Origin of the sequence: Hydrocarboniclastica marina (assembly GCF_004851605.1) — a bacterium.
Classification (GTDB): Bacteria; Pseudomonadota; Gammaproteobacteria; order Pseudomonadales; family Oleiphilaceae; genus Hydrocarboniclastica; species Hydrocarboniclastica marina.
In genome coordinates this window covers 3,251,681-3,277,823 of sequence record NZ_CP031093.1, presented here as the reverse complement: position 1 = coordinate 3,277,823, position 26,143 = coordinate 3,251,681, and the positions used below count along the sequence as shown (strand labels likewise).

General features: G+C 62.2%; 18 protein-coding genes and 1 riboswitch. Of the genes, 7 read left to right on the top strand and 11 right to left on the bottom strand.

The window, feature by feature from the left end:
• Positions 1-13: 13 nt before the first annotated feature.
• The 5 genes from cobO to soil367_RS14465 are packed head-to-tail and all read left to right on the top strand — an operon-like array spanning position 14 to position 7,298.
• Positions 14-625, top strand: a complete 612-nt coding sequence (gene cobO, locus soil367_RS14485; RefSeq protein WP_136549767.1) for a cob(I)yrinic acid a,c-diamide adenosyltransferase — start codon at positions 14-16, stop codon at positions 623-625.
• Positions 626-657: 32 nt separating this feature from the next.
• Positions 658-2,115, top strand: coding sequence for a cobyric acid synthase (locus tag soil367_RS14480; protein WP_136549766.1), 1,458 nt, complete (start codon positions 658-660; stop codon positions 2,113-2,115).
• A gap of 8 nt (positions 2,116-2,123) precedes the next feature.
• Complete coding sequence (locus tag soil367_RS14475; protein WP_216642729.1) at positions 2,124-6,464, top strand: cobaltochelatase subunit CobN; 4,341 nt, start codon at positions 2,124-2,126, stop codon at positions 6,462-6,464.
• Entirely contained in the window at positions 6,454-6,981 is a 528-nt protein-coding gene (locus soil367_RS14470; RefSeq protein WP_136549765.1) for a MotA/TolQ/ExbB proton channel family protein, read from the top strand. Before soil367_RS14475 ends, soil367_RS14470 begins: the two co-directional genes overlap by 11 nt.
• Positions 6,978-7,298 (top strand): DUF2149 domain-containing protein, encoded by a 321-nt coding sequence (locus soil367_RS14465; RefSeq protein ID WP_216642728.1) that lies wholly within the window; start codon positions 6,978-6,980, stop codon positions 7,296-7,298. The genes soil367_RS14470 and soil367_RS14465 overlap by 4 nt, the downstream gene beginning before the upstream one ends.
• 18 nt (positions 7,299-7,316) lie before the next feature.
• Here the strand turns inward: soil367_RS14465 and trxC are convergent, their stop codons facing one another.
• From trxC to soil367_RS14420, 9 genes are all read right to left on the bottom strand, one after another.
• Positions 7,317-7,763, bottom strand: coding sequence for a thioredoxin TrxC (gene trxC / locus soil367_RS14460; protein WP_136549763.1), 447 nt, complete (start codon positions 7,761-7,763; stop codon positions 7,317-7,319).
• A gap of 120 nt (positions 7,764-7,883) precedes the next feature.
• Complete coding sequence (atzF, locus tag soil367_RS14455) at positions 7,884-9,683, bottom strand: allophanate hydrolase (RefSeq protein WP_136549762.1); 1,800 nt, start codon at positions 9,681-9,683, stop codon at positions 7,884-7,886.
• A 19-nt stretch (positions 9,684-9,702) separates the two neighbouring features.
• Positions 9,703-10,488, bottom strand: a complete 786-nt coding sequence (locus soil367_RS14450; protein WP_136549761.1) for an ABC transporter ATP-binding protein — start codon at positions 10,486-10,488, stop codon at positions 9,703-9,705.
• Positions 10,488-11,303, bottom strand: a complete 816-nt coding sequence (locus tag soil367_RS14445) for an ABC transporter permease (RefSeq protein ID WP_136549760.1) — start codon at positions 11,301-11,303, stop codon at positions 10,488-10,490. The genes soil367_RS14450 and soil367_RS14445 overlap by 1 nt, the downstream gene beginning before the upstream one ends.
• 50 nt (positions 11,304-11,353) lie before the next feature.
• Positions 11,354-12,433, bottom strand: coding sequence for a putative urea ABC transporter substrate-binding protein (locus soil367_RS14440; RefSeq protein WP_136549759.1), 1,080 nt, complete (start codon positions 12,431-12,433; stop codon positions 11,354-11,356).
• A 95-nt stretch (positions 12,434-12,528) separates the two neighbouring features.
• On the bottom strand, positions 12,529-16,206 hold the full coding sequence (uca, locus tag soil367_RS14435; protein WP_246065330.1) for an urea carboxylase: 3,678 nt from the start codon (positions 16,204-16,206) through the stop codon (positions 12,529-12,531).
• On the bottom strand, positions 16,197-16,835 hold the full coding sequence (locus soil367_RS14430; protein ID WP_136549758.1) for an urea amidolyase associated protein UAAP2: 639 nt from the start codon (positions 16,833-16,835) through the stop codon (positions 16,197-16,199). Before soil367_RS14430 ends, uca begins: the two co-directional genes overlap by 10 nt.
• Before the next feature lie 13 nt (positions 16,836-16,848).
• Positions 16,849-17,574, bottom strand: coding sequence for an urea amidolyase associated protein UAAP1 (locus soil367_RS14425; protein WP_246065328.1), 726 nt, complete (start codon positions 17,572-17,574; stop codon positions 16,849-16,851).
• A gap of 56 nt (positions 17,575-17,630) precedes the next feature.
• Positions 17,631-17,758: riboswitch (guanidine-I (ykkC/yxkD leader) on the bottom strand.
• Between the two features lie 226 nt (positions 17,759-17,984).
• On the bottom strand, positions 17,985-18,800 hold the full coding sequence (locus soil367_RS14420) for an adenosylcobinamide-GDP ribazoletransferase (protein WP_246065326.1): 816 nt from the start codon (positions 18,798-18,800) through the stop codon (positions 17,985-17,987).
• Positions 18,801-18,962: 162 nt separating this feature from the next.
• Between soil367_RS14420 and soil367_RS14415 the strand changes: the two genes are divergently transcribed.
• Complete coding sequence (locus soil367_RS14415) at positions 18,963-19,622, top strand: energy-coupling factor ABC transporter permease (RefSeq protein ID WP_136549757.1); 660 nt, start codon at positions 18,963-18,965, stop codon at positions 19,620-19,622.
• A gap of 10 nt (positions 19,623-19,632) precedes the next feature.
• Here the strand turns inward: soil367_RS14415 and soil367_RS14410 are convergent, their stop codons facing one another.
• Together soil367_RS14410 and soil367_RS14405 are read right to left on the bottom strand one after the other, a co-directional pair.
• Positions 19,633-21,345 carry a bifunctional protein-serine/threonine kinase/phosphatase gene (locus soil367_RS14410; protein ID WP_136549756.1) on the bottom strand — a complete coding sequence of 571 codons (1,713 nt, stop codon included), beginning with the start codon at positions 21,343-21,345 and terminating at the stop codon, positions 19,633-19,635.
• Positions 21,342-22,811, bottom strand: a complete 1,470-nt coding sequence (locus soil367_RS14405; RefSeq protein ID WP_136549755.1) for a NarK family nitrate/nitrite MFS transporter — start codon at positions 22,809-22,811, stop codon at positions 21,342-21,344. Before soil367_RS14405 ends, soil367_RS14410 begins: the two co-directional genes overlap by 4 nt.
• Before the next feature lie 447 nt (positions 22,812-23,258).
• Between soil367_RS14405 and soil367_RS14400 the strand changes: the two genes are divergently transcribed.
• The gene (locus soil367_RS14400) at positions 23,259-26,057 is read left to right on the top strand and encodes a cation-translocating P-type ATPase (RefSeq protein ID WP_136549754.1); all 2,799 of its coding nucleotides are present in this window, start codon (positions 23,259-23,261) and stop codon (positions 26,055-26,057) included.
• Positions 26,058-26,143 lie beyond the last annotated feature (86 nt).

Sequence of the window (26,143 nt, the reverse complement as noted above, 5' to 3'; positions counted from 1 at the left end):
AGAGGAAACGACCATGCGTGAGAACGCCAAAGAGCCCGAACGCCACGCCCGCCGGATGGCGGCAAAGCAGAAAGTCATGCAGCAGCGCATCGAACGCGCGCAAAAAGAGCAGGGTGTGCTGCTGGTGCTGACCGGGCCGGGCAAGGGCAAGAGCAGCTCCGGCTTTGGCATGGTGGCGCGCGCCCTGGGGCATGGCATGAAGGTCGGCGTGGTGCAGTTCATCAAGGGCAAGTTCAGCACCGGGGAGGAGGCCTTTTTTCGGGACCAGCCCGGTGTGGACTACCACGTCATGGGGCAGGGCTATACCTGGGACACGCAGAATCGCGAACAGGACGAAGAATCTGCCCGCGCCGCCTGGGAGGTGGTCAAAAATATGCTGGCGGACGACAGCTACAAGCTGATCCTGCTGGATGAGCTGAACATCGCGTTGCGCCACGAGTACCTCGACCTGGACGAAGTGCTGGACGACCTGCAGGCCCGCCCGGAAATGCAGCATGTGGTCGTGACCGGGCGCTATGCGCCCAAACAGTTGATCGAGCTGGCAGACACCGTGACCGAGATGAAGGTGGTCAAGCACGCCTTCAAGGACCAGGGCATCAAGGCCCAGGCCGGCGTCGAGCTCTGAGCCGTGAATAACCCTCACCGGACCGCAAATCGATGACCACCTTGATGATCCAGGGCACCACCTCCGACGCCGGCAAGAGCACGGTGGTTGCGGCGCTGTGTCGGTGGCTGGCGCGCCAGGGTGTGGCGGTGGCGCCGTTCAAGCCGCAGAACATGGCGCTCAACAGCGCGGTGACCTCTGACGGCGGGGAAATCGGGCGCTCCACCGCGCTACAGGCACTGGCCTGCGGTCTCGAGCCCCACAGCGATATGAACCCGGTGCTGCTGAAGCCCCAGAGCGATTGCGGCGCCCAGGTCATTCTGCGCGGGCAGGTGCACGGCAATATGGATGCCCTCGATTATCACGCCTACAAAGCCGAAGCCAAAAAGTCGGTCATGGCGGCCTGGGAATCCCTGCGCCAGCGTTACGACGTCATTATCGTGGAAGGCGCCGGCAGCCCGGCCGAGATCAACCTGCGGCAGAACGATATTGCCAACATGGGCTTCGCCGAAGCGGCGGACTGCCCGGTATTGCTCGTAGGCGATATCGACCGGGGCGGCGTTTTTGCCCAGCTGGTGGGCACGCTTGCGCTTTTGTCCGAATCAGAACGGGCCCGCACGCGGGGTTTCATTATCAATCGCTTTCGCGGCGACATGGCCCTGCTGGAACCCGGGCTGGACTGGCTCACTGAACACACCGGTAAGCCTGTGGTGGGTGTTTTGCCTTACCTGAAGGGGCTGCTGCTGGATGCGGAAGACAGTGTCGGCGCCGGCGGGTATGCCGAAGCCGGGGCCCTGAAGGTGATTGTTCCGGTGCTGCCCCGTATCAGCAACCACAACGATTTCGACCCGCTGCGGCTGCACCCCGGTGTGAAGCTACGGTTTATCGGGCCGGGCGAAGCGATTCCGCCGGCGGATCTGATCATTCTCCCCGGCAGCAAAAGCACCCGGCACGACCTCCAGTGGCTGCGCGAGCAGGGCTGGCCCGAGGCGATCTCCAGGCATCTACGCTACGACGGCAAACTGTTCGGCATTTGCGGTGGCTTTCAGATGCTGGGTCGGCGCGTACTGGATCCCGACGGCGTGGAAGGCCAAGCCGGCGTGACCGACGGGTTGGGCCTGCTGGACATGGAAACGCGCATGGTGGCGGGCAAACAGCTGTCCAACGTCAGTGGCGGCTTGCTCCTGAAGGCCGGGGCAGAGGTCCCTTTCAGCGGCTACGAGATCCACAACGGCGTCAGTACCGGTCCTGCGCTGGAACGCCCTTTAGCGCTGATCGACGGCAGAAACGCCGGCGCCATCAGCGCGGACCGGCAGATCATGGGCAGCTATGTCCACGGCATTTTTGATAACAGGTCAGCCTGTGAGGCGCTGCTGGCTGAGCTTGGCCTGCCGGCTCAGGGGCAGGCGGTGGATTATCAGGCCCACCGGCTGCAGCAATTGGACCGGCTTGCCGACACCGTGGTGGCAGGGCTCGACACGGCCTGGTTGCGGGACCTTCTGCGTATTTAGGAGCTTTGATGACATTGCGTTCTGTTTGGCTGCCTTTGAATTCAGCCACCGTCTGGCTCCTGGCCGTCTTGCTTCTGATGCCTCTGACCGGCAATGGCAAGACCCTGTTCGGGGTGGTATCGGAGCGCTCGGCGCCGTCGCTGGCCGCCGGGGCTGATCTGTTTGCCCAGCAATACGGTAGCGATGAGCTGGTCCTGCGGACGCCCGACCAGTTGGCCAGCCTCAGCGACGCTGAACTGACGGCGCTATGGCAAAGCGCCGATGTGGTATTGCTGGCTGCGGTCTTTGGTGACGACATCGTGCCCCGCCTTGAGCGCCTGCTCGACAGTGACGCCCCGGACGCAGACATTCTCGTGGTCAATTCCGACAGGCGGCTGGTAACTCGTTCCCGGCTTTCAGGGCGGGCGGTATTTGCAGGGCTCGCAGCCGATGATATCGACACCCTGCATGCCAATCCCGAGCCCGGCCAGGACCCTGCGGCGCATCTTCAAACCCTCTCCAGTCGCTTCCCCGATCAGGCGCGCTGGCTGCAGGGGCAGGCTTATTGGGAAGGGCGGGGCAGCCGGAACCTTGCGGCTCTGCTTGGTTGGTTGCTCGACCACAATGTGCCCGGGCCACAACCTAAGCCGCCGCTTCGCTTCTACCAGAATGGCGGGGTCGTGGACCAGCCGGAACTGGCTGAGGACCAGCCACTGATTGCGGTGCTGGACCTGGACTCAGGTGACGAGGCCGGCAATCGGGCGCTGCTTGAAGCGATCTGCCGGGAACTCGCCGCCCGCGAGCTACAGTGTCTGGGCCTGCTCGCGCGCTGGGGCGCCGCTAGCCGCGCGGCGCTTGAAGCCCTGGAAGCATACCCGGCGCTCGCCGGTATCATCAGCCTGCAGGATTTTGTGATTGGCGGTGGCGGCGAGCGCGAGGCCGCCACCGCAGCCCTGGAGCGGCTGGATGTGCCGCTATTCAAGGGCATGCGCCTGATGGACCGCACGGCCGCCCAGTGGCGTATTTCTGAAGACGGCATGCCCTGGGATTCAGTGCACTACCAACTGGCCATGCCTGAGCTTCAGGGGGCGTCGCAGCCCCTGTTGCTGGCTGCCGCCGGGGAAGAGCAGACGCACCCGCTGACCGGCCTGCGGCTACAGATTCTGCAGACTGTCGACCGGCAGGTAGCGGCGATGGCAGAGCGTGCCCAGCGCTGGAGTCGTCTGCGGCAGTTGCCCAACAGGGAAAAACGGGTCGCCATCATTTACTACAACCACCCGCCGGGCCGCCACAACATCGGGGCGGACAACCTCGATGTGCCGGCGTCGCTGTGGGACCTTCTGCATCGGCTGAAAGATGACGGCTATGACACCGGTGAGTTGCCCGCGTCCGAGGAGGCCCTGCTGGAGATGATCCAGGATCGCGGCATCAATCTGCCCGAGGACCGTCAGGTGTTGAAGGCCATGCACGGTAAAGTGGAGCGCCTTGGCGCTGACGACTACGGCGACTACTTCGAAACGCTGCCGGAAGCGGTTCAGCGAGAGATGGTCCAGGGGCCGCTGGGCTATCTTCAGGCTCAGCTCAGAAATGCTGTTGAGCTCGGCGAAATCAAGCTGGGCACGGCGCTGCTGGACCGGATCGTCGGAGACCTTCATCATTTCCTCGAAGGGGTTCAGCATTCCGCCCGGGAGCGGGCGTTGGCGTTGCTGACCCAGCTTGAAACCCTGGATCGGGCGCTGCTGGCGGGCGAGTCCAGCGATTGGACAGCGGCCGACGAGCAGGTTTCCGCGCTGGTGCGCACCGACATCGAGGGCCTGAAAGGCTGGGGGCCGCCCCCGGGTGACACCATGACTTACGAAGGCGATATCCTGCTGCCCGGCCTTCGCTTCGGCAATATCTTCATTGGGCCTCAGCCGCCCCGGGGTTGGGAGGTCAACGAAGAACTTCTGCACGCCAACACCACTATCGCGCCCACACACCAGTACCTGGCCTTCTATCACTGGTTAAGGGACCGCTTCAAAGCCGACGCACTGGTTCACCTGGGGCGGCACTCGACCTATGAGTTCCTGCCCCGGCGTCGCGCTGCCCTGGGGGTGGATGATTACCCGCTGCTGGTTGCAGGAACGGTGCCCGGTATCTATCCCTACATCGTCGACGGCGTCGGCGAAGGCATCCAGGCCAAACGCCGGGGGCTGGCGGTAATGGTCGACCACCTTACGCCGCCGCTGAAAACCACGGATCTGTACGACGAGCTGCTGGAGTTGCGGCAACTGGTCGAGAGTTGGGAAGCGGCCGACGCCGGTGGCGATTCCGCCCTGCAGGAGCGCGCAATGCGGCGCATACGCGGCAAGGTCGAAGCCCTGGAAATGCAGGACGAACTCATTGGCACCATTGCCGAGGAGCACGGGATCGAGGGTCTGACCTACGAGAATGTGGACGAGGCCATGCTGATCCATGAGATTGGCCATTACCTGACCGATCTGCAGGAAACCTTCATGCCCCACGGCCTGCACATCTTTGGCCGGGACTGGACCGCTGAGGCTGTCGACCTCATGCTCGACTCCATGGAAGCCCCGGACGCCCGCGGCGCCCTCACGGTTTCGCCCCAGGCTGAGCGACAGGCGCTGGCGGCGGCCCTTGAAGGCCGCTTCGTCAGGCCCGGCAAGGGCAACGACCCGATTCGCTCCCCCGATGCACTGCCCACGGGCCGTAATTTCCACGCCCTGGACGGCGGGGTTATGCCGACCAAGCTGGCCTATGAGCTGGGCCTGGAACTGGCCGTTTCAGCCCGGGAAACCAGTGAGCCGGAAGGCCGCTCAGCCGTTGTGCTCTGGGCGTCGGACACGGTCCGGGACGAGGGCGCCATGGTGGCGTTCGGTATGGGCCTGATGGGTATAAAACCAGTCTGGAACAGCCGGGGCATCGTCGCCGGCCTTGAACGGGTGGGTCACGAGCGTCGTGATGTGCTTTTTACCACCTCTGGCCTGTTCCGGGATCTGTATCCGAACCTTCTGGTGTGGCTCGACCGGGCGTCGTTGCTGGCGCTGGACGGGGCGACGCACACGATTCAGGAGCAGTACCCCGACCTGAGCAAAGCGCTCGAGGGCGCCCTGGCGCCACTTGGGGAGCTTCGCAATCCGGGTAACGAAGCGCTGGCGGATAACCTCGTGGCCGCGCACTGGGTCGCCGATGCGCAGGCTCAGATCGAACAGGGTGTCGAGCCCGCACGCGCCGGTCGTGAAGCGAGCCTGCGCATTTTCGGCGATGCACCCGGGGCCTACGGGGCCGGGGTCAACAGGCTGGTAGAACGCTCGGGCGCCTGGCAGGACCGCTCGGAAATCGCCGACGCCTACCTGCAGCGCATGGGCCATGCCTACGGGGTCGACTATAACGGCGCTGCTGCCCATAACAGCTTCAAACAAGGGCTGGCGACGGTTCGCAACACCTACCTCGGCCGCGCCAGCAACCTCTACGGCCTGATCGATAACAACGACGCGTTCGACTACCTGGGCGGCCTCAGTCTTGCCGTCGAAACCCTCAGTGGCACCCCTCCCCAGGGCCGGGTTATCCAGCATGCCAACGCCGACGACGCCCATATCGAGCGGCTAGATGTGGCCTTGCTGCAGGAGCTGCGCGGGCGCTACCTCAGCCCGGCCTGGCTCGAGCCGCTGATGAAGCACGACTACGCCGGTGCCCGTACCATGGGCAGCGAGTTCATGGAGTATCTGTGGGGTTGGCAGGTTACCAACCCGGACATCGTTAAAAGCTGGGTCTGGGACGAGGTCAAGCAGGTCTATCTTGACGATAGCCACGACCTGGGCCTCGACGAATTTCTGGAGCAGGGCCATAACGTGCACGTCAAAACCAACATGGAGGCCATCCTCCTGGTGGCCGCGCATAAAGGCTTCTGGGCGGCGGACAACGAGACGCTGGACCAGCTGGCGGGACAGTTTGCCCGGCACGTGGTAGCCAACGGCCTTCCCGGCAGTGGCCATACCCGTCCCGACCACCCGATGCTGTCGTGGGTAGAACCGCGGTTGGACGAGGCGCTACGCGAGCAGTTCCGGCAGGCCCGGGAAGCGGCGCAGGTACAGCGTGCGCCTACACCGCCCGAGCCGTCCCGTATCACCGAGCTCGAGCAGGCGTCCGCGCAGTACGAAGCGCTCCCCGAGCGTGCCGTGGAAAAACAGGATCAATCACAGTCCGGCGAAGCCGCCAATCAGAAGCAGGAGCAGGAGCAGGAGCAGGAGCAGGAGCCCAGCCCGCTAACAGACACCCGTGTCTTCTGGCTGCTGGCGCTTGCGCTGGTTTTGCTCCTCGCCGGCGGTATCGTTCAGGGCATCTATACCGGGAGGCGCCATGCTGATTGATAGCCTGAGTTATCTAACCCATCAATTCGTCGACTGGCTGCTGGGCCCCGTGCTGTTGTTACTGATGCTTGCGGTCGGCGTCGCTATATGGGAAGCGGGAATCGCCCTGGCTGAGCGCTGGCTGGCATTGCCGAAGCTGGGGCGCCAGGGTGACCCGGATGCCGTGGCCGCGCTGGGCCGCCGGCGTATCGAGCGGGCCGACCTGTTGGCGCGGGTCGGGCCCATGCTGGGGCTGATGGGCACGCTGATCCCCCTGGGGCCGGGTCTGGCCGCCCTTGGGCGCGGCGAACTTGAGGTGCTGGCGGAGGCGGTTACGGTGGCGTTCGATACCACCGTGATGGGCTTGCTGGTGGGTATCGTCGGTTTCGTCCTGGGCCGGTTGAGACGGCGCTGGTATGACCAGGTACTGGATCGTTTGGAGGCTCAGCAAGACGTAGCGGGCGCAGAGACGACCCCGGTGGCTGGCGCACCCGGTGCTAGGGCCGATAGTTCAGGCTATGCGGAGCTGAAATCGTGAGAACCCGGAACCTGACGCGCAGCCGATTCGACGGTGAAAGCGAAGAGCCGCTTGGGCCGTTGGCGAATCTGGTCGACATCATGCTCGTGTTCGCGTGCGGGCTCATTGCTGCGTTGTTTGCCAGCAGCGAGCAACTCCAGGGGCAGCTCCAGAGTCAATTCCAGAGCCAAGCGCAAAAACGAACCCAGGTTGTGCGGCAGGGCCAGGAACTGACGGAGATGCCTGAGGGTGTTGGTGAAGCCGGGCAGGGCTATGAGTCCCTTGGCCAGGTCTACCGCGACCCGGACACGGGCAAGATGATTCTTATCGGCCAATGAACGGTTACGCTGAGCTGATCAGGCGGTTTTGAGCAGGTGCGGTGTCAGCCACTGACGGAGCTGGCTGCCCTGTACGGCCCCGGCCTGGCGCGCAAGCTCCCGGCCCTGACGAAAAACAACCAGGGTGGGAATACTGCGGATATTGAAGCGGCCCGCAAGGCTTTGCTCGGCGTCGGTTTCAAGTTTGGCAAAGCGTATTCCGGGTTCCATCTGCGCCGCGGTCTGGGCAAAGACCGGGGCCATGGCCTTGCAGGGGCCACACCAGCTCGCCCAGAAATCAACAACGACCGGTAATTCACTGCGGCTGACAATCGCGTCAAAGTTGCGGGCAGTGAGCGTTATGGGTTCGCCCGCGAACAGCCCCTGTTTGCATTTGCCGCAGTTGGGTTTATCCCCCAGCCGCGTCTGCGGCACACGGTTCATCGCGAGGCAGTGGGGGCACGCGAACTGGATGGGGTCTGGCATACAGAGTCTCCGGTGAATCGATGGCTTCGCTAGGCTGATACCCTCTAATGTGAGGGCTTGCGCCGAAGAATCAATCTTTCCGCCCTGCGCTGACCTCCCGCTGGAGCCGGTTCCGGTAACTTAGCCGACGCTGGCCAGAAACGCCCGCCAGCCACCCAGGTGGGTGATTTCTTCCGCGCCTTCCAGACCGACAGGTTCGCAGATAAAGCCGCAGACCCAGCGTCCGTCCGCCAGCTCCACTTTGCCAATGCCCAGCGGCGCCGGAATCCCGGCAACAAAGCTGCCGAACTGATCCGCGGGGAGTCGCCAGATCTCGACGGGCAACGCTTTGCCAGCTTGAGTGTCCCGCACCATGCCCGGCCTCAAGGGCGGCCCACCCGCCAGCAGGTGCATGCGATAAGCGGCTGAGGTTTCCGTGCACTCAACCAGAACGCCATCGCGGCTGGTGAGCTGATGGTTAAGGGGTAGCCCCTCCAGATGTGCGCCGCAAACCAGCACGTCCAAAGTGCCTGCCAGCAGTTCTTCGCTGGCCAGAGCATCATCCAGAACATCATCGAGAGTGTCATCAAGAGCCCCGACCGTTTTCACGGTCCGCTTGTGTAATTTTGCTGCCAGCACCAGTAGCGCTTCGTCCTGAAACGCCGGTGCAAACAAGGTGCTGCCCAGCGGCAGACCGTCTTTGCGAAACCCCGCGGGAACCGCAACGGCTGCATAGTCCAGCAGGTTCATGAAGTTGGTGTAGGTGCCGAGCCTGCTGTTAAGGCCGATCGGGTCGGCCTCTACCCCGGCAATGGTATAAACGGTCGGCGTGGTGGGTGTCATGATCAGGTCCACCCGCGCCCAGACCTGGTCAGCCTGGTGCTTCAACTGCTTCAGCCGATACTGCGCGGCGAAGGTGTCGGCTGCGGAGCCGTCCGCGCCTTTGCTGATGATGTTGCGGGTGACGTCCAGAAGGGCTTCCGGCTTTTCTGTTATCAGCGGTGAGGTGGCCAGGTAGCGCTCGGCGACCCAGGGGCCTTCGTAGAGAAGGCGCGCCGCGTCCGTGAATGGCTGGAAGTCTACCTCCACCGCAACGCCGCCGAGGGCTTCGAGGTGTGCGATGGATTGCCGGAACAGGGCTTCGGCATCATCGTCTCCATCGAACTCCAGCTGGTCCGCTTGTGGTACGCCAAGCCGGAACTGCCCGGCGAAGGGACGACGCCCGCTCGGCATCGGGCGCTGCCAGGGATCGTCGGGATCAGGCTGGCTCAGAACAGTCAGCACGCTCTGGGCCTGGGCTGCGTCCCGGGCAAAAACCGACACGCAGTCCAGCGATTGGCAGGCCGGCACGACGCCGCGCACACTCAGGCGGCCGAGGGTGGGCTTCAGCCCGATCAGGTTATTGAACGCCGCCGGAACCCGGCCGGAACCGGCCGTATCCGTGCCCAGGGAAAAGCTGGCCAGGCCCAGGGCTACCGCCACGGCGGAACCTGATGAGGAACCGCCGGAGATATAGGCAGGGTCAAAGCTGTTATGGCACGGCCCCCAGGGCGAGCGCGTGCCGACCAGGCCAGTGGCGAATTGGTCGAGGTTGGTTTTGCCGAGCGGGATGGCGCCGGCTTCGATCAGATGGGCGACCACGGTCGCATGGGCCTGCGGCACATAGCGGAACGCTTCGCACGCCGCTGTAGTCGGCATGCCGGCGACATCGATGTTGTCCTTCACTACGAAGGGCACGCCATAGAGCGGCAGCTGGTCGACTGTGCTTTCTGCAAGCCGGTCCAGGTAGGGGGTCAGCTCCTGCAGGCTCGCCCTGTGTATCCAGATGTTGTGGTTCAGCAGTGTTTCGGCGCGCTCCAGCAGGCTGCTGATTACGGCCCGGGGTGTCAGCTCGCCGCTGCGGTAAGCCCGGTGCAGGGCATTCATATCCAGATTGATCATCAGGCGCTCCGTTGTAGGCTCATGCCGTCTGTTTGCGGGCCGTTTCGGTTACGGACAGTTCAATGGTCTCGTAGAGATTCCGGTCGGTGCGGCCGATGGGCAGGTCATAGGTGATGGTGGCGCCGAAGGCCCCCGGCTGGTGAGGGTCGTTGCGGACCTTGTCGAACACCAGCAGGCGGGTGCCCAGGTAGAACCCTTCTTTAAGGTCATGGGTCACCATGAAAATCGTCGTGCCGGTCTCCTGCCACAGACGCAGCAGCAGGTCGTGCATGTCGCCGCGAATGCCCGGATCGAGCGCCCCGAAAGGCTCATCCAGCAGCAAGACGCGAGGGCGCATGATCAGCGACTGGGCAATGGCGAGGCGCTGCTGCATCCCGCCGGAGAGTTCATGGGGCCATTTTTGCGCGGCCTGGCTCAGGCCCACCGACTCAAGCATGGCATCGACCTGCTCCAGCGCTTCCCGGCGGGCCGTGCCGAAGAGCTTGGCCAACAGCGGCTTCTGTTCAAGTTCCAGACCCAGTAATACGTTCTCCCGTACCGACAGATGCGGGAAGACCGAGTAGCGCTGGAAGACAATGCCCCGGTTGCGGTCAGGCTCGCGCGGAAAGGTCTCGCCTTCCAGCTTGAGCGCACCCCGACTCGGCTGCTCCTGGCCCAGGAGCATTTTCAGGAAGGTGGACTTGCCGCATCCAGACGCGCCCACAAGGGTACAGAATTCGCCCTGGGCAACGTTCAGGCTGAGGTTTTCCAGCACCACGGTCGGGCCATACTCTTTCCACAGGTTGTCGACGGTTATGAAGCTCATCAGTGACCTCCTGCGTTGTACCAGGGAAACAGTCTGCGGTTGCCAAAGCGCAGGCACTGGTCGATGACGATCGCCAGCAGTGTTATCCAGATGACATAGGGCAGAATCACGTCCATCGCCATGTACCGGCGCAGCAGGAATATGCGGTAGCCCAGCCCTTCGGTAGCCGAGATTGCTTCGGCGGCGATCAGGAACAGCCAGGCCGGGCCGAGGCTCAGGCGCACAGAGTCAATCAGTCGCGGCAAGACCTGCGGCAGTACCATCCGGGTCACCAGCTGCCAGGAACTGGCGCCGAGTGTCTGGATCTTGATGAACTGCTCCTGGGGCAACTCCCGCACCCGCTGGGCCACATCCCGCATCATGATCGGGGCGGTTCCGATAACGATCAGCATGACCTTGGACAGCTCCCCCAGTCCGAACACAATGAAGAGAATGGGCAGGATTGCCAGCGGCGGAATCATCGATAGAGCCGACACCAGCGGTGAAAGATTGGCCCGGGCCAGTGGCAGCGTCCCGTTGATGATGCCAACCAGCAGGGCCAGCGCCGCGGCGATGACCATGCCGATGGCGAGCCGCTCCAGGCTCGCCGCCGTGTCAATCCACATCAGGTAGTCGCCGCTGCGGCGGTCCTCCTGGAAGGCCATGCGATCCACACCCGCGACCATCTGTTCGAGTCCCGGCAACAGCTTGTCATTGGGGTTTTCAGCCAGCCGTTCCTTCGACGCCATGCCATACAGCACGATGATCAGCAGAAACGGCGCCAGCCCCAGAAGGGTTGCGGCGACCCGGCCCGGGTGGCGGTTAATCAATCGCATAAAGACATCCTTCTGTGATCAGGTCGTGCTGGACGGCAGCCGTCTGACGCCTAAAGTTTGTCGTCGGCCGCCATCTTCATGAAGCTGTCGTTGAACCGGAGGTTGACGTTGCCCTTGTCGCCCATGACCGAGCCGTCCGGGAACTCAATGCCGACAAAGTCCGGGCTCATGGCTCCCTGGCCGAGCAAGCCTTTTTCGAAGGAGAACTGACGGACGCTGTCCAGCGCCTCACGGGCGGTGTCGCTGTTGATGAACTCGACGGCCGCGGCGGGCTTGTAGAACATGCGGGTTGCCGCCAGTTGGGCCTCGTAACCTTCGCGGTCAGTGCCGGAGCTCTGGCCCAGTACCGCGCGCGCTTCTTGCCCTGCTTTGTCGTCGGCCGAGATGATTGCCATGGTTTCGTACCAGGCACCGACCAGGGCTTTACCCAGTTCCGGGTTCTCTTCCAGAGTCTGCGTGTTGACGATGGCCAGGTCCTTGATGTGACCGGCAATCTGGCTGGAGTCGAACAGTTTGGTAGCTTCAGGAAAGGCTACGATTTCGCTCAGTAACGGGTTCCACGTTGCGACGGAGCGAACGTCGTCGGTCTGGAATGCAGAGACCAGATCTGCATCGGATATGTTGACGACACTGATGTCACGCTCCTCCAGGCCCACACTGTCGAGGGCCCGCACCAGCAGGTAATGGGAGACCGACAGTTCGACCAGGTGCACGGTAGTACCTTTGAGCGCCTTGATCGTTTTGGCGTCCTTGGACACAAGCCCGTCGTTACCGTTGGAGTAGTCGCCGACAATCAGCGCCGTGCTGTCGACGCCCGAGGCCGCCGGAATAGATAGCGCATCCATGCTGGTAGCGACTACGCCGTCGAACTGACCCGCGGTGTACTGGTTGATCGACTCGATGTAGTCGTTGACCTGGACAATGTCGACGTCGATGTCGTACTTGTCGGCCCACTTTTTCATGATGCCGCTGTCCTCGGCGTACTGCCACGGCATCCAGCCCACGTAGATGGTCCAGGCCAGACTGAAGGACTTGCGCTCTTCGGCAACAGCGCCCGTAGACGCTCCGGCCAACAATACGCAGGTGCCCAACACAGCACCCGTATGTTTGATCAGGTTCGATAGCTTCATGGCATTCTCCTCGTTACCTGCGGCGCAGGCTCTGTAAGTGACGCACTGTCGTTCGGAAAAAATGGCTTCTGGAGTGGAGCTTCCAGGTGAAATAATCAGCCTGGTGTTGTTGTGCCTTCTTCAATCACCATCACCACTGAACCGGGCTGAACCGACTGGCCCGCTTCCCGGCGGACCTCAACCACCCGGCCACTGACCGGGCTGAGCAGTTCAATCTCCATCTTCATTGACTCGATAATCGCGACCGGACGCTGGGCGATGACCTCGTCACCGGCTTTGGCCAGGCACTCCCACAGGTTGCCGGCGACATGACATTCCACCGCGTGCTGACCTTCGGGTAGATCCAGGGATTCATCGTCGCCGGCCGCTTCCAGTGGCGCCTCTGAACTGAAGTTGATCTGCCCTGATTCGATCCAGCGTTGCAGCTCTCGGTCGAATGCCTGCTGGCGATGGCGGGTGAAGGCTTCGATCTCGCCACTGTTGTCAGCCAGGAAGGCTTCATAGTCCTTCAGGTTGAAGCGGGTCTCTTCAATGCGGATGGGGTAGTCGCCGTTAGGGAAGTCGCGGCGTATCTGCTGGAGTTCGTCGGCGTCCACCTCATAGAAACGGATCTGATCAAAGAACCGCAGCAGCCAGGGCTTGCCGGCTTCGAAGTAATCCGTTTGCCGGTAGCGGTTCCACATCTGTAGCGTGCGGCCGACGAACTGGTAGCCGCCAGGGCCTTCCATGCCGTAAATGCACAGGTAGGCGCCACCGATGCCGACGGAGTTTTCCGCCGTCCAGGTGCGGGCCGGGTTGTACTTGGTGGTGACCAGCCGGTGGCGCGGGTCCAGCGGTGTCGCGACCGGGGCACCCAGGTAGACATCGCCCAGGCCCATGACCAGGTAGCTGGCGTCGAACACCGTGCGTTTGACGTCATCGATACTGTCGAGACCGTTGATGCGGCGGATGAACTCCAGGTTGCTGGGGCACCAGGGCGCGTCCTTACGGACCGATTGCATGTATTTCTGGATGGCGGTGTGACAGGCCGCGTCATCCCAAGACAGAGGCAGGTGGACGATGCGCGCGGGCACATCCCACTCGGGCTGCTTTTCCAGGTCATGCTCGGTCGCTATCAGGGCGTCAAGCAGGTCGCGCTGGCTCAGCGTCTGGCTGTCGTAGTGCACCTGCAGCGAGCGAATGCCCGGGGTCAGCTCCAGAATACCCGGCAACGCTTTGTCCCGCAGCGACAGCATCAGCGCGTGGGCGCGGAAGCGCAGGCGGATGTCGAGCGCCATGGGCCCGTACTCCACCAGCACATAGTTGTCACCGGCGGCGCGGTAGGTGACGCCGGTTTCGTGCTGGTCCGTGCCCAGCGCGTCGAGGATCGGTGAAGACGGCGTTACTGGCGTAATGTCGTTTGTGCCGGGTTCCAGGTTGGCCACTGATGTGTCCTGGTTGCGCCGCAGGGCCACGGCCTGATCCTGGGACACCGGTACAAAGCGTACCTTGTCGCCGGCCTTGAGCTGGCCCAGTTTCCACAGATCGGCGCTGATCACCGTAACCGGGCAGACAAAACCGCCCAGGCTGGGCCCGTCAGGGCCGAGGATCACGGGCATGTCACCGGTGAAATCGACCGTGCCCACGGCGTAGGCATTGTCGTGGATGTTCGACGGGTGCATGCCGGCCTCGCCGCCGTCGCTCCTTGCCCACTCGGGCTTCGGGCCGATCAGGCGGACGCCGGTGCGGCTGGAGTTGTAATGGATCTCCCAGTCACTTGCAAAGAAGGTATCGATGTCTTTCTGGGTGAAGTAGTCAGGCGCGCCATGGGGCCCGTAAGTGACGCGGAGTTCCCACGCGGTGGCGATCGCGGGCTTCAGTGCCTCCTCAAGCTCACCGGCTGGCACCTCAGGGTGGTCACTGAGCGAAAGAACATCGCCCGCGCGCACCGCCCGGCCGCAATGGCCGCCGAACTGTCCCAGGGTAAAGGTGCTGCAGGAAGTGAGGTAGGCCGGACAGTCGAGCCCGCCGCGGAACAGTACATAGGCACGGGCGCCAGCGCCCTGGGTTGAGCCGATTCTCAGGGTGGCACCGGCGGGAATGCTGAGAACTTCCCAGAAGGCTACCGGTTCCTCATCCAGCCAAGAATCCAGTTCGGCGCCGGCCAGCACGACCTGGGTGGCCTGGTTGAACTTCAGGGTCGGCCCGCGCAGGGTGATTTCCAGCCCCGGGGCGCCTTCGGGATTGCCCAGGAGCCGGTTGCCCAGCCGGAACGAATAGCTGTCGAAGGGGCCGGAAGGCGGTACGCCGACTTCCCAGTAGCCGATACGGCCGGGGTAGTCCTGAACCGTGGTGAGTGTGCCGCCGCTGATCACGTCCAGGGTATTGGGCGCGTAGTCAAACTCGTTGAGTGTGCGGGTGAATACGCGGCCGTCGATAAAACGGTCATCGGCGAGCACCTGGCTGACATAGCGCCGGTTTGTCTCGATCCCGTAGAGCTGGGTCTGGTCCAGTGCCGCAATCAGTTTCTGCCGCGCACGCTCGCGGTCGGGTTCGTGAACGATAACCTTGGCCAGCATGGGGTCGAACAGGGGCGATACTTCTATGCCGGGTTGCAGCCAATGGTCGATTCGCAGATTGTCCTGCTCGGGCCAGCTGACATGGGTGAGTAGCCCGGCGCTGGGCTGGAAATCCTTGTTCGGATCCTCAGCGTAGAGGCGCGCCTGGATGGCATGGCCGCTGGGCTTGAGGTCGGCTGCCAGCGCATCCAGATCGCCGAGGGTGCCCGCGCCGAGCTCGACCATCCAGCGCACGATATCGATGCCGTAGACCTGTTCGGTCACGCCGTGTTCGACCTGGAGCCGGGTATTCACCTCAAGGAAGTAGAACTCGGCCGTTTCCGGGTCGTAGATGAATTCCACCGTGCCGGCGCTGCGGTAACCGATGCTCTGGCCCAGCTGGCGTGCGGTGTCGTGCATGCGTTCGCGAACGGGATCCGTTAATCCGGGCGCGGGGGCCTCTTCGATGACCTTCTGGTTCCGGCGCTGGGCTGAACAGTCCCGTTCACCCAGCGCGACCACCGAGCCCTGGCCGTCGCCGAACAGTTGCACCTCGATATGGCGCGCGTGCTGGACGAACTTCTCCAGGAAAACACCGCTGTTGCTGAAATTGTTCTGGCTTAGCCGCTGCACCGACTCGAAGGTTTTGGCCAGGTCATCCGGGCCGTAACAGCGCGACATACCAATGCCGCCGCCGCCGGCCGTGCTTTTCAGCATGACCGGATAGCCAATCCGGTCGGCCTCGGTCAGGGCCTCGTCGATCCCGTTGAGCAAACCGGTGCCTGGGAGTAGCGGCACATCGGCTGATTCTGCCAGGGCGCGCGCGGTGTGTTTCAGGCCGAACTCTTCCATTTGTGCAGGGGTCGGCCCGAGAAAGATAACGCCTTCGGCGTCACAGCGGCGGGCAAAGTCAGCATTCTCGCTGAGGAAGCCGTAACCGGGGTGGACGGCCTTCGCGCCGGTCTTGCGGATAATCGCGAACAGCTTGTCCTGGTCGAGGTAGGTCGCCGCCGCCGAGCCTTCGCCGAGGGAGTGCGCTTCATCCGCGAGGCGGACGTGGAGCGAGTCGGCATCGGCTTCGGCATAGACCACGACCGATGTGACGCCCATAGCCGTGAGGGTACGGATGATACGACAGGCGATGGCACCCCGGTTGGCGATAAGAACCTTATTGATCCCTGTGCCTGAGTTCCCGGCTGGATCTGCCGCTGCCGTAGCTTGAGTGATCATTCCCATACCAGCACCTCGATCGGTGTGGGGTTGTAGGCATTGCAGGGATTGTTGAGCTGGGGGCAGTTGGAGATCATCACCAGCACGTCCATGGCCGCCTTCAGTTCGACATACTTGCCCGCGTCAGAAATGCCATCCGCGAAGGTCAGGCCACCTTCGGCCGTGACCGGCACGTTCATGAAGAAGTTGATGTTGTGGGTAATGTCCCGCTTGCTCATGCCGAGTTCTTCGTGCTCGGTCACCGCCACCAGCCAGCTGTCACGGCAGCTGTGCATACACTTTTTTTCCAGGGCGTAGCGCGTAGTGTTGCTTTCAGCGGCGCAGGCTCCACCGAGCGTATCGTGGCGGCCGCAGGTGTCGGCGGTGATTTCCAGCATCAGGTTGCCTTCGGAAGACAGCAGTCTTGAGCCCGCCGTCAGGTAGACGTTGCCCTGCTCGCGGATGGTGTCGACCGCGCTGTAGCGTTCGCTGGGGTTGGAGGCGTTGTAGAAGAGGGTATCGGCGGCCTGATTACCTTCGAGGTCGAGGATGCGCACGCTCTGGCCCGCCTTCACGACTTTCAGGAAATACTCGCCGGCCGGGACGGTTTCACGGAATGCAGCGGCTTCCGGCTGCAGGGAACTTGGCTTGATCATGTCCGGACTCCTCCTACTGCATCAGGTGATAAAGAGCGTTGTTGGCAAAGGCGCGCGTGGCCTCCGGCGATGAGATCTTGCACGGGTCGGCATCGCTGACGCTGGCGGCTGTGAAGAGTTGGTAGCGCACCGGGCGCCGGGGATACTCGGTCGCCGTGTCGAGCGGGTGGGGGCAGGTATGCATGACCACCAGGGTGTCCATCTCGAAGCGAAGGTCGACAACAGCTCCGGCACTGGAGTGCTCTGGCACGAAGCGCATGTTGCCGTCGTCGTCGGTCTGCACTTTGCTGAACCAGTTGAGATTGGCAGTGAGGTCTTTCTTGCCCAGGCCGAACTTGGCAAGTTCGTTGAGAAAGCTGGTAAGCCCATTGCGGTGGTAGTGATTATGGGCCTGCTGGTACGTTTTCTCGCCCCAGCGACGCGCGACCAGGTCGGCATTGCTGGTGCCGCTGACGGTATCATGCCAGCCGAGATCGTCCCGGGTTATGGACGCAAATACGCGACCCATGTCTGAGAACAGAACATGGCCCCGGGTGAGGTGAAAGGTGTGCTGGTTCTTGAGGGTGTCGGGCATGTTGTAGCGTTCCAGAGTGTTCTCTGGGTTGTAGAGCAACATGCCGAGGCTGGCGCCGCCGGTCTCATCAATCAGCCGGAGCACGTGACCGCGCCGGATGATAAGGGACCAGTGGGATCCGCCGGGAATCAGATCGTCATAGAGAGGAGTCGCAGTCTGCAACATGGCCATTTCTCCTGGCTCGGGGGTCCAATACACGAGAGACGTCAGTAACTGAACGATCCTCCCGGGCTTTTGTCCCGCCGTGTAGCCTTGCGTCATGCCTGGAGCCGTGACGTCTGGAAAGGCCGTCAACTCTCGGACCAGTCATCTGCAACCATTGCAGATCGGAACCCTAGTCGACCATTTGTCAGATTGTGGCGCTTTGATTGTGGCTATCAGAAACCGACTTCTCGCTGCGTAACAGGGTATAAACAAGTTCCGTGCCAGTCGGCTGATTGTCCTGACGTCAGGGGTTTGAGCGCCGCAGTTGGACGAAAGTGGGGCAAAAGAAGGGTGTGCGCCTGCACTATGGCGGTGCGGGCGTTCGATAATGGTGCAGCTATGGATAAAGTATGTATCAGTTGATAGCAGCGCTAGAGCGTGAGCCCGACCAGCAGGAGCAACTCAGAGAAAACCACACTCGCGCCCAGGGTGTCGCCTGTGTACCCGCCGATCACCTTGCGCAGATAGCGGCCCCATACCACCGCAATAAGCACCACTGAAACCAGCGACATCAGTACCAGCCCCGAAGCCCATGGCGACAGGATCAGGCTCGCCAGGAGAACGAACCCGGCCGCCGCCATCAGCCTCATGCCGGAAAAGCCCTGGGCAACCGGCTTGCTCTTGCTCTGCTCCGGGTCTGTGACGTAACGCAGGGCGTTCATCAGCACCAGGGGCGTCAGCCGGGATGCGCAGGGTGCAAACAACAGCCCCAGCCAGATGCGCTCCAGATCCAGCAGCACTGCGAACTTCAATCCCAGGGCCATGACCAACGCGACGGTGCCGTAAGTGCCGATGCGGCTGTCCTTCATAATGCGCAGGCGGGACTCGAGGGTGTAACCGCCGCCCAGGGCGTCAACGCTATCCGCCAACCCGTCCTCATGAAACGCGCCGGTAATCCAGAGATGAAAGGACATCACCAACAGCAGTGCAACCGGTGGGTTGAGCGCCAGCCCGAGAACCGTATAAAGTCCCGCATATAATGCGCCCAGTAAGAGGCCAACCAGCGGAAAGTAGACGCTGCTCTGGTTCATCAGCGCCTGGGAATACTGGATCTGCGCCAGCATTGGCACCCGGCTTAGAAAACCGACAGCCAGCCAGAACGCCTGCCATTCGCGCTGCCAGCCATGGGGCTCTTGTTTGGGCTCTTGTTCGGGTGCGGATCCTGAGGGCGGGTAGGACGTTGTCACGAGCGTTCCTGATTCTGGTGTTCTGGCCGTTATCCAGAGCGGATGCGGATGGGCAAACAGGGGGGCCAGTGTAATGAATATCTGCCCCTGGCGGCAGGTGTAGGCCGAGGCGTATTTTCTTTTTGGTGGCGGGCATTCCCCGCGAGCAGGAGCAAAAACACAATGGGGCTAACCGAGGGACTGTTTAGCGCCTGGCAGCTTTGGCTGACGTTTGTCCTTTTCTGCACCGGGTTTTGGCAGGCCTGGCTCTATCTCGACAAGACACGGCTGCGAAATGATCAGGGTGTGCAACATACCCTGTTCGGCGCTGCGGTCATTCTGGGTTTTCTCTGGCAGATGCGAGCGGGGCTGTTGCCAGGATTGTCGATCCATCTGTTGGGGATCACCGCAGTAACGTTGATGCTGGGCTGGAGTGCGGCTGTGTTTGCCGGGCTCAGCGCACTGATGATTTCGGTACTCACCGGGCGCGAACCCTGGCAACTTTTTGCGGTGAATGGTTTGATCACTGTGATGGTCCCGGCGCTGGTCACATACGGCGTCGTGCTGTGGGAGCGTCAGCGCGGGTTTCGCAATTTTTTCGCCTATATCTTCATCTGCGGTTTCTTTGGCGCCGGATTGGCCACAGCCATTGCGGGCGGGCTGACCGTTCTGCTGTTGTGGACCGGTGGCGCTTATAGCTGGGCCGAGCTGGTTCACGACTATGTGCGTTACATGCCGCTCTTTATCCTGCCCGAGGCTGTGGTTAACGGCATGGTCATTACCGGCCTGATGGTTTTTCACCCGGAGCGCCTGCAGACCCTGGACCCGCGCCGGTACCTCTAAGCGTCAGGGATCATTCCAGAACGGTCATGAGCAGGAGAATCAACACCAGGTTCGCCACAAGCGAAAGCCCCGCGATAAGCCGCCAGGTCGCGGGATCAAGCCGCTCGCTCAGTGGCTGGAAAATCTGATCGGACAGGGCCGGGTTAGGCGTCTGTAAATCCCGCAGAAATTCAGAAAGTGCTTCATAGCGCTGCCGGGGCGAGACCGCAACGGCTTTTCTCAGGCAGTTATCGACCCAGTCGGGGATGTCGCTGCGAACGGCCCGGGCGCTGCGATAATCCGGGCAGCGCCGCAACGAGGCCGCGGGCGGTAAGTTATAGGGCAGCTCGCCCGTGAGCATTTCATATGTGATCACCCCCAGGGCATAGCGGTCAGCCGCCGCCGTGGCCGCCTGACCGCCAAGACACTCAGGCCCCGCGTAGCTGGCGGTCCCCAAAAAGCCCTCTTCCTGCCACGGCTTGCTGATCTGTTCAACGCCAAGAACGCGCACCGCGCCCATGTCGATGATTTTGACCGTGCCGTCACCGTCTATCACCACATTCTCGGGCTTGAGGTCCTGGTGGACCATCTCCAGGCGGTGAAAGGCCCGCAGCCCGCGTGCGATCTGGGCAACGATGTTGCGTACCTCTTCAAGTCGTGGCCGCGGGTGGTCGTGCATCCAACTGCGCAGGGTCGGCCCGGTGACGTACTCCGTGACGCCGTAGAGAAAACGGCGATCCTGCGGAGGGTCGAGAAAGCGCAGCACATGGGGGCTGTCGATTCGCCGCGCCACCCACTCCTCGGTCAGGAACTGGTCAATGTAGCGGGGGTCGTCGAGATAATTGGGCGACGGGGTCTTGAGCGCGACGGAGGTGCCGCTGGCTTCCTCGACCGCGAGGTAAACCTGCGTGCGCTTGCTGGCGTGCAACTCGCGGATGACACGGTAGCCGTCCAGGCACTGACCCGGCGACAGCGGCGGCGGAAACCGCAGCTCGCTCAGACGTTCGTAGTGGGCATTGATGTCGTCACTCGGCAGTCCTTCCACCCGCAATAGCTGCGCGCTCACATTGTCGGGGCTGCCGTTGTCCAGGGCAGTCCGGATGAACGCTTCCGCGGCTTGCTCCAGGTCGGGCATGCTGGCCAGACGGATAATCGTGGCCTCATCAAGGTGCTCGTGCACGCCGTCGGTGGTGAGGATGAAAACATCACCCAACTGCAGCGGCAGCCGCCGGAAATCGATGTCGATATTGACGTCGGCACCCATGGCCCGATTCAGTACCGGGTTATCGGAGCCCAGACCGATATGGTGGTCCCGGGTCAGGGCCTCAAGATGCCCCCCGCGTAACAGGTAGATCCGGCTATCGCCCACATGGAACAGGTACGCCGTTGTGCTTTTCAGAATCAGCGTGCTGAGGGTGCAGAGCATGCCGTGGCCCTGCTCCTGGCGGCGGGCGCCCTCTCCGTGCAGCCAGCGGTTGATGGCACCCGCCACCCGACTGGCGGAAGTCTCCACACTCCAGGAATCCGGCGTACTGTAATAGTCACTGAGCATACCGGTAACGCAGGCCTGGGCCGCTTCCCGCGCGCCAGAGCAGGCACTGACACCGTCCGAAATGACCGCCGCGACGCCCTTGAAGCTGAGCGCCGTACCGGAGGGCAGGCGGATACCGATACTGTCCTGGTTCTCCGCCTTGCGGCCGGCCTGGCTGGCCTGCCCGGCCTTTACACTCAGAATGGGGCTCATTGAACCTCGATAACGCGTACGGTGCCGTCGGGGAGCACTTCGGTACTCTGGGGCTCCGGCTCATCCATGAAAAGTGACACGATCGCGAGCACGGCCACGGCGAAGCCGCCGAGAACGAGGAAGAAAATCGCCGGCGAAACGAACGAGAGCACAGTCAGGAAGATCACCCCGCCAACATTGCCATAGGCGCCCGCCATGCCCGCGACCTGGCCGGTCAGCCGCCGCTTGATCAAGGGCACCGCGGCATAGACGGTGCCACAGCCCGCCTGGACAAAAATGGAGCAGGCCACGACCAGCAGTACCGCCAGGCCCAGGGGCCAGGTTGCGTCAAGCTGGCTCATCAGCAGGTAACCCACGGCGATGCCCGCCAGCACGATGACGGTCGCACGCTTGCGGCCGATACTGTCGGCCAGCAGTCCGCCGCCGGGGCGGGCGACCAGGTTCATGATGGTAAAACTGCCCCCTAGCATGCCGGCCTGAAGCTGGGTCAGACCGAAAGTGTCGAGGAAGAACAGCGGCAGCATCGACACCACCGCCAGCTCCGAGCCGAAGCTGGTCATATAGACCATATTGAGCATGGCCACCTGTTTGAATTTGTAGCGGTCGAATTCGGGCACATCGCGTTTGAATACGTGGCCATTGACCTGGACGATGCGGGCGAACTGAAACAGAAACAGCGCAGTAATCACCCCGTACAGCAACACCACCGTCAGGGTGCCCAGCATTTCCAGCTTGCCCGGCCCGAGCTTCCAGACGATAAGCCCGAGGGCCAGGAACAGCGGTACAGTCATCAGCGTGTAGAGCACGAAGTCGCCGCGGCTGGTGACTTCCATCGCCCCGCCCTTCTTGGGCTTGAAGTAAGTCGAGCCCTTCGGCGTATCGGTCACGCCCCAGTAGAAAACGAAAGCGTAGAGGATGGCCACGACGCCGGTAGTACCGACGGCATAGCGCCAGCCATCGTCGCCACCGTACCAGAGCGCCAGGCCGGGCAGGGCAATGGCCGCAAAGGCCGCGCCAAAGTTGCCCCAACCGCCGTAGATGCCCTCGGCGAGGCCCAGGTCGCGGGCCGGGAACCACTCGCTGATCAATCGAATGCCCACCACAAAGCCGGCGCCGACAAATCCGAGCAGAAAGCGGGTAACCGCCAGCTGATTAAAAGTCTGGGCCAGCGCGAACGCTATGCAAAGCAGGCCGGACACCACCAGCAGCAGAGAGTAGACTTTGCGGGGACCGAACGTATCCACCAGCATGCCAATGACGATTCTCGCAGGGATGGTGAGCGCGACATTCAGCAGCAGAAGCGTATTAACCTCGGATGTGGTCAATCCGAAGGTATCCCTTATCGCTGCCATGAGCGGCGCGTGATTGAACCAGACCACGAAGCTGAGAAAGAACGCGACCCAGCTCAGGTGCAGAATGCGGTAGCGTCCCTGAAATGAAAATAGCGAAAAATTGCGTGCTGCCATGCGGTGGCTTCCTGTCCGGAGGGAGAGGAGACGCGGCAGCAACCATTGTGCCAGCGTTGTGCACCAGCGCGTGAAAAGGGCTGCCCATGCGCTAAACGGTAGCGTTATCGATGCCTGCTGCACTGCTGGAAAGCACGCGGATAAAGACCTTCTGCACTGTTTTGGCAGAAACATCAGCACGGTTGAGCAGCGCTCCGGCGGAACGGCCGATATACACCTGGGGCGCAGCGATGTGCACTCAAAAACAGCACGGCAGACGCTGATGCACAGCCGGGGTGCGCTCGGGGGCTGGCTGCAATGTTCCAAGAGAAGGGCTACCTAACATACCGTCAGGACGTCGAAACGCGCGCGACCAGTCGCGAACTTGACTTCAGACAATGGAGGCACAGCTGGGCGTGAAATAATACCTCCAGCACAACAGTCGGTTACAACGCGAAGGAACGATCCATGGCTAAAAACCTGCTCTGGCACAGTCTGGACCCGCAGACAGCTGAAAATGAGCTGGGCGCCTCCAGCCACGGGTTGCCGCAAGCCGACGCCGAAGCACGGCTGCAAAAATATGGCCCGAATGAGCTTGTTCAAACGAAAACGCGTGGTTTTGCGAGCCGGTTTTTCGCCCATTTCCAGAATGCGCTGATCTATGTCCTGTTGGGGGCGGCCGGGATTACGGCGCTGCTCGGGCACTGGGTGGATACGTTCGTTATTCTGGGTGTTGTCTTGATCAATGCGATCATCGGCGTTATTCAGGAAGGCAAGGCCGAAAAAGCGTTGGGCGCCATCCGCCAGTTGCTGGCGCCAGCTGCTGTGGTGCGCCGCGATCGCACCATTCAGACCGTACCTGCCGAAGCCCTGGTACCGGGCGACATTGTCCTGCTGCAGTCCGGGGATCGGGTGCCGGCAGACCTTCGTCTGATCCAGAGCCGCGAGCTGCGGGTGGATGAAGCGCTACTCACGGGTGAGTCCGAGCCCGCAGCCAAGCGGCTTGAGCCGGTGGCCGAAGATGCTGTTCTGGCTGAACGGTTCTGTATGGTCTATTCGGGCACGCTGGTGACATCCGGAACTGCCACCGGCCTTGTGGTCGCTACAGGCCAGGCAACCGAGGTTGGCCGTATCAGCGAACTGCTGGGCGACGTCGAGACCCTTGCTACTCCTCTGCTGCGTCAGGTTAACCAGTTCGGCCGATTGCTTGCGCTGGTAACCCTGGCTGTCACCGTGCTCACGTTCCTGTTCGGCTGGCTGTGGCGCGGATACGAACTCGCAGAAGTTGTCCTCATTGCTGTTGGCCTGGCCGTGGCCGCTATCCCCGAAGGGCTGCCTGCCATTCTTACGATCACGCTGGCCATCGGCGTCCAGCGTATGGCCCGGCGCAACGCCATTATCAGGCAACTGCCGGCGGTTGAAACCCTCGGCGCTGTTACGGTGATCTGTACCGACAAAACCGGCACGCTCACGCGCAACGAAATGACGGTGACCGATGTGGTGACCCATGGCGGCCATTTCGAGGTCAGCGGCGTGGGCTATGGCCCCGAAGGCGACCTGCGCCCAGTCGGCAATGTCAGCGAGAGCATCCTTCCCGCCGACCACCCGGCAATAGTTCAACTGGCCCACGCCGCGTTGCTCTGTAACGACGCTGCCTTATCTCGGGATAAAGGGGCTCGGGATAAAGAGGCTCGTGATAAAGAGGCTCGTGATAAAGGGGCTGGTGAAGAACGCGCTCATGAACAAGAGTCTCGTGAAAAAGGTTCCCATGCAGAAGGCCGTTGGCAGCTGACCGGAGACCCGACCGAGGGCGCACTGCTGGCCTTTGCCTACAAGTGCGGCCTGTCATCACCGCTGGATCAGCAGGCCAATCCTCGGCTGGACGCTATTCCTTTTGAGTCAGAACATCGCTTTATGGCCACACTCCACCATGACCATCAAGGTCGGCGGATGGTCTACATCAAGGGAGCCCCCGAGCGGATCCTGGCCATGTGCACCGACCAGTTGGTCTCTTCAGGCACCGAGCCCCTGAACCGGGAGCATTGGGACCAGCAGGCCCACGCCCTGGCGGCCGCCGGCAAACGTGTGCTGGCCCTCGCTTACCTGGATGTTCCGGCGGACAAGTCGCAACTGGATTTCGACGATGTTACCTCTGGACTGACCCTGATCGGGCTCACGGGTATGGTCGACCCGCCCCGCCCCGAAGCCACCAAAGCCGTTGCTTCAGCCCAGGCCGCGGGCATCCGGGTCAAGATGATTACCGGCGATCATGCCGCCACAGCGCTTGCCATCGGACAGAGCATGAATATCGGCGACGGCCGCGACGCCGTAACCGGCGCAATGCTGGAGGAATTGGACGATGCTGCGCTTAAAGACGTGGTTAACCAGCGTGACGTCTTCGCGCGTACCAGTCCGGAGCACAAGCTGCGGCTGGTCAAGAGTCTGCAGTCGCAGCAGCAGGTGGTGGCCATGACCGGCGACGGCGTCAATGATGCCCCCGCGCTCAAACGAGCTGACGTCGGCGTAGCTATGGGGCAAAAAGGAACGGATGCGGCCAAGCAGGCTGCACGCATGGTCCTTGCGGACGATAACTTTGCCTCCATCGTGCATGCGGTGGAGGAAGGTCGTATCGTCTACGACAACCTGAAAAAGGCGATCCTCTTTATCTTGCCCACCAGCGGCGGCGAAGCGCTCGCGATACTGGCCGCCGTCGCGCTCGGAATGATGATGCCGATCACACCGGTCCAAATCTTGTGGGTCAACATGGTGACAGCCGTTACATTGGCTTTGACCCTGGCCTTCGAGCCGGCCGAGAGCGACGTCATGGCGCGCCCTCCGCGGCGGCCGCAGGAACCGCTCCTCACCGGTTTCCTGATATGGCGGGTGCTGTTCGTGTCGGTGCTCATGGTGATGGCGACGTTCGGGCTTTTCCTCTGGTATAGCCGGACCGGGTACGAACTCGAGCTTTCACGCACGGTGGCGGTAAATGCTCTGGTGACCTGCGAGATTTTCTACCTGTTCAATACCCGTGTTCTGGTGCTTCCGGCACTTAGCTGGAGATCGCTGGTGTCAAACCGGTACGCCTGGTACGCAACGTTGTGCCTGCTCGTGCTCCAGGCGCTCTTTACCTATGCGCCACCCTTCCAGCTACTGTTCGAAACACGCTCACTGGACGTCGCTGCCTGGGGCTGGATTGTCGGGGCCGGCGCTATGCTCTTTGTGACAGTTGAGCTGGAAAAAGCGCTGCGCAGACGCTGGGCTCTATAGCCGCACTAGCAGCTGAGAATGACGGTTGAGAGTGATGGTGGAGAGTGATGGTGGAGAGAGACGATTGAAAGCACGACTGTTTTCAT

Bases quoted from the DNA above. Each gene is read 5' to 3' on its own strand.
- cobO (WP_136549767.1), top strand. From the start codon at position 14: ATGCGTGAGAACGCCAAAGAGCCCGAACGCCACGCCCGCCGGATGGCG.
- soil367_RS14480 (WP_136549766.1), top strand. From the start codon at position 658: ATGACCACCTTGATGATCCAGGGCACCACCTCCGACGCCGGCAAGAGC.
- soil367_RS14475 (WP_216642729.1), top strand. From the start codon at position 2,124: ATGACATTGCGTTCTGTTTGGCTGCCTTTGAATTCAGCCACCGTCTGG.
- soil367_RS14470 (WP_136549765.1), top strand. From the start codon at position 6,454: ATGCTGATTGATAGCCTGAGTTATCTAACCCATCAATTCGTCGACTGG.
- trxC (WP_136549763.1), bottom strand. From the start codon at position 7,763: ATGCCAGACCCCATCCAGTTCGCGTGCCCCCACTGCCTCGCGATGAAC.
- atzF (WP_136549762.1), bottom strand. From the start codon at position 9,683: ATGATCAATCTGGATATGAATGCCCTGCACCGGGCTTACCGCAGCGGC.
- soil367_RS14450 (WP_136549761.1), bottom strand. From the start codon at position 10,488: ATGAGCTTCATAACCGTCGACAACCTGTGGAAAGAGTATGGCCCGACC.
- soil367_RS14445 (WP_136549760.1), bottom strand. From the start codon at position 11,303: ATGCGATTGATTAACCGCCACCCGGGCCGGGTCGCCGCAACCCTTCTG.
- soil367_RS14440 (WP_136549759.1), bottom strand. From the start codon at position 12,433: ATGAAGCTATCGAACCTGATCAAACATACGGGTGCTGTGTTGGGCACC.
- uca (WP_246065330.1), bottom strand. From the start codon at position 16,206: ATGGGAATGATCACTCAAGCTACGGCAGCGGCAGATCCAGCCGGGAAC.
- soil367_RS14430 (WP_136549758.1), bottom strand. From the start codon at position 16,835: ATGATCAAGCCAAGTTCCCTGCAGCCGGAAGCCGCTGCATTCCGTGAA.
- soil367_RS14425 (WP_246065328.1), bottom strand. From the start codon at position 17,574: ATGTTGCAGACTGCGACTCCTCTCTATGACGATCTGATTCCCGGCGGA.
- soil367_RS14415 (WP_136549757.1), top strand. From the start codon at position 18,963: ATGGGGCTAACCGAGGGACTGTTTAGCGCCTGGCAGCTTTGGCTGACG.
- soil367_RS14410 (WP_136549756.1), bottom strand. From the start codon at position 21,345: ATGAGCCCCATTCTGAGTGTAAAGGCCGGGCAGGCCAGCCAGGCCGGC.
- soil367_RS14405 (WP_136549755.1), bottom strand. From the start codon at position 22,811: ATGGCAGCACGCAATTTTTCGCTATTTTCATTTCAGGGACGCTACCGC.
- soil367_RS14400 (WP_136549754.1), top strand. From the start codon at position 23,259: ATGGCTAAAAACCTGCTCTGGCACAGTCTGGACCCGCAGACAGCTGAA.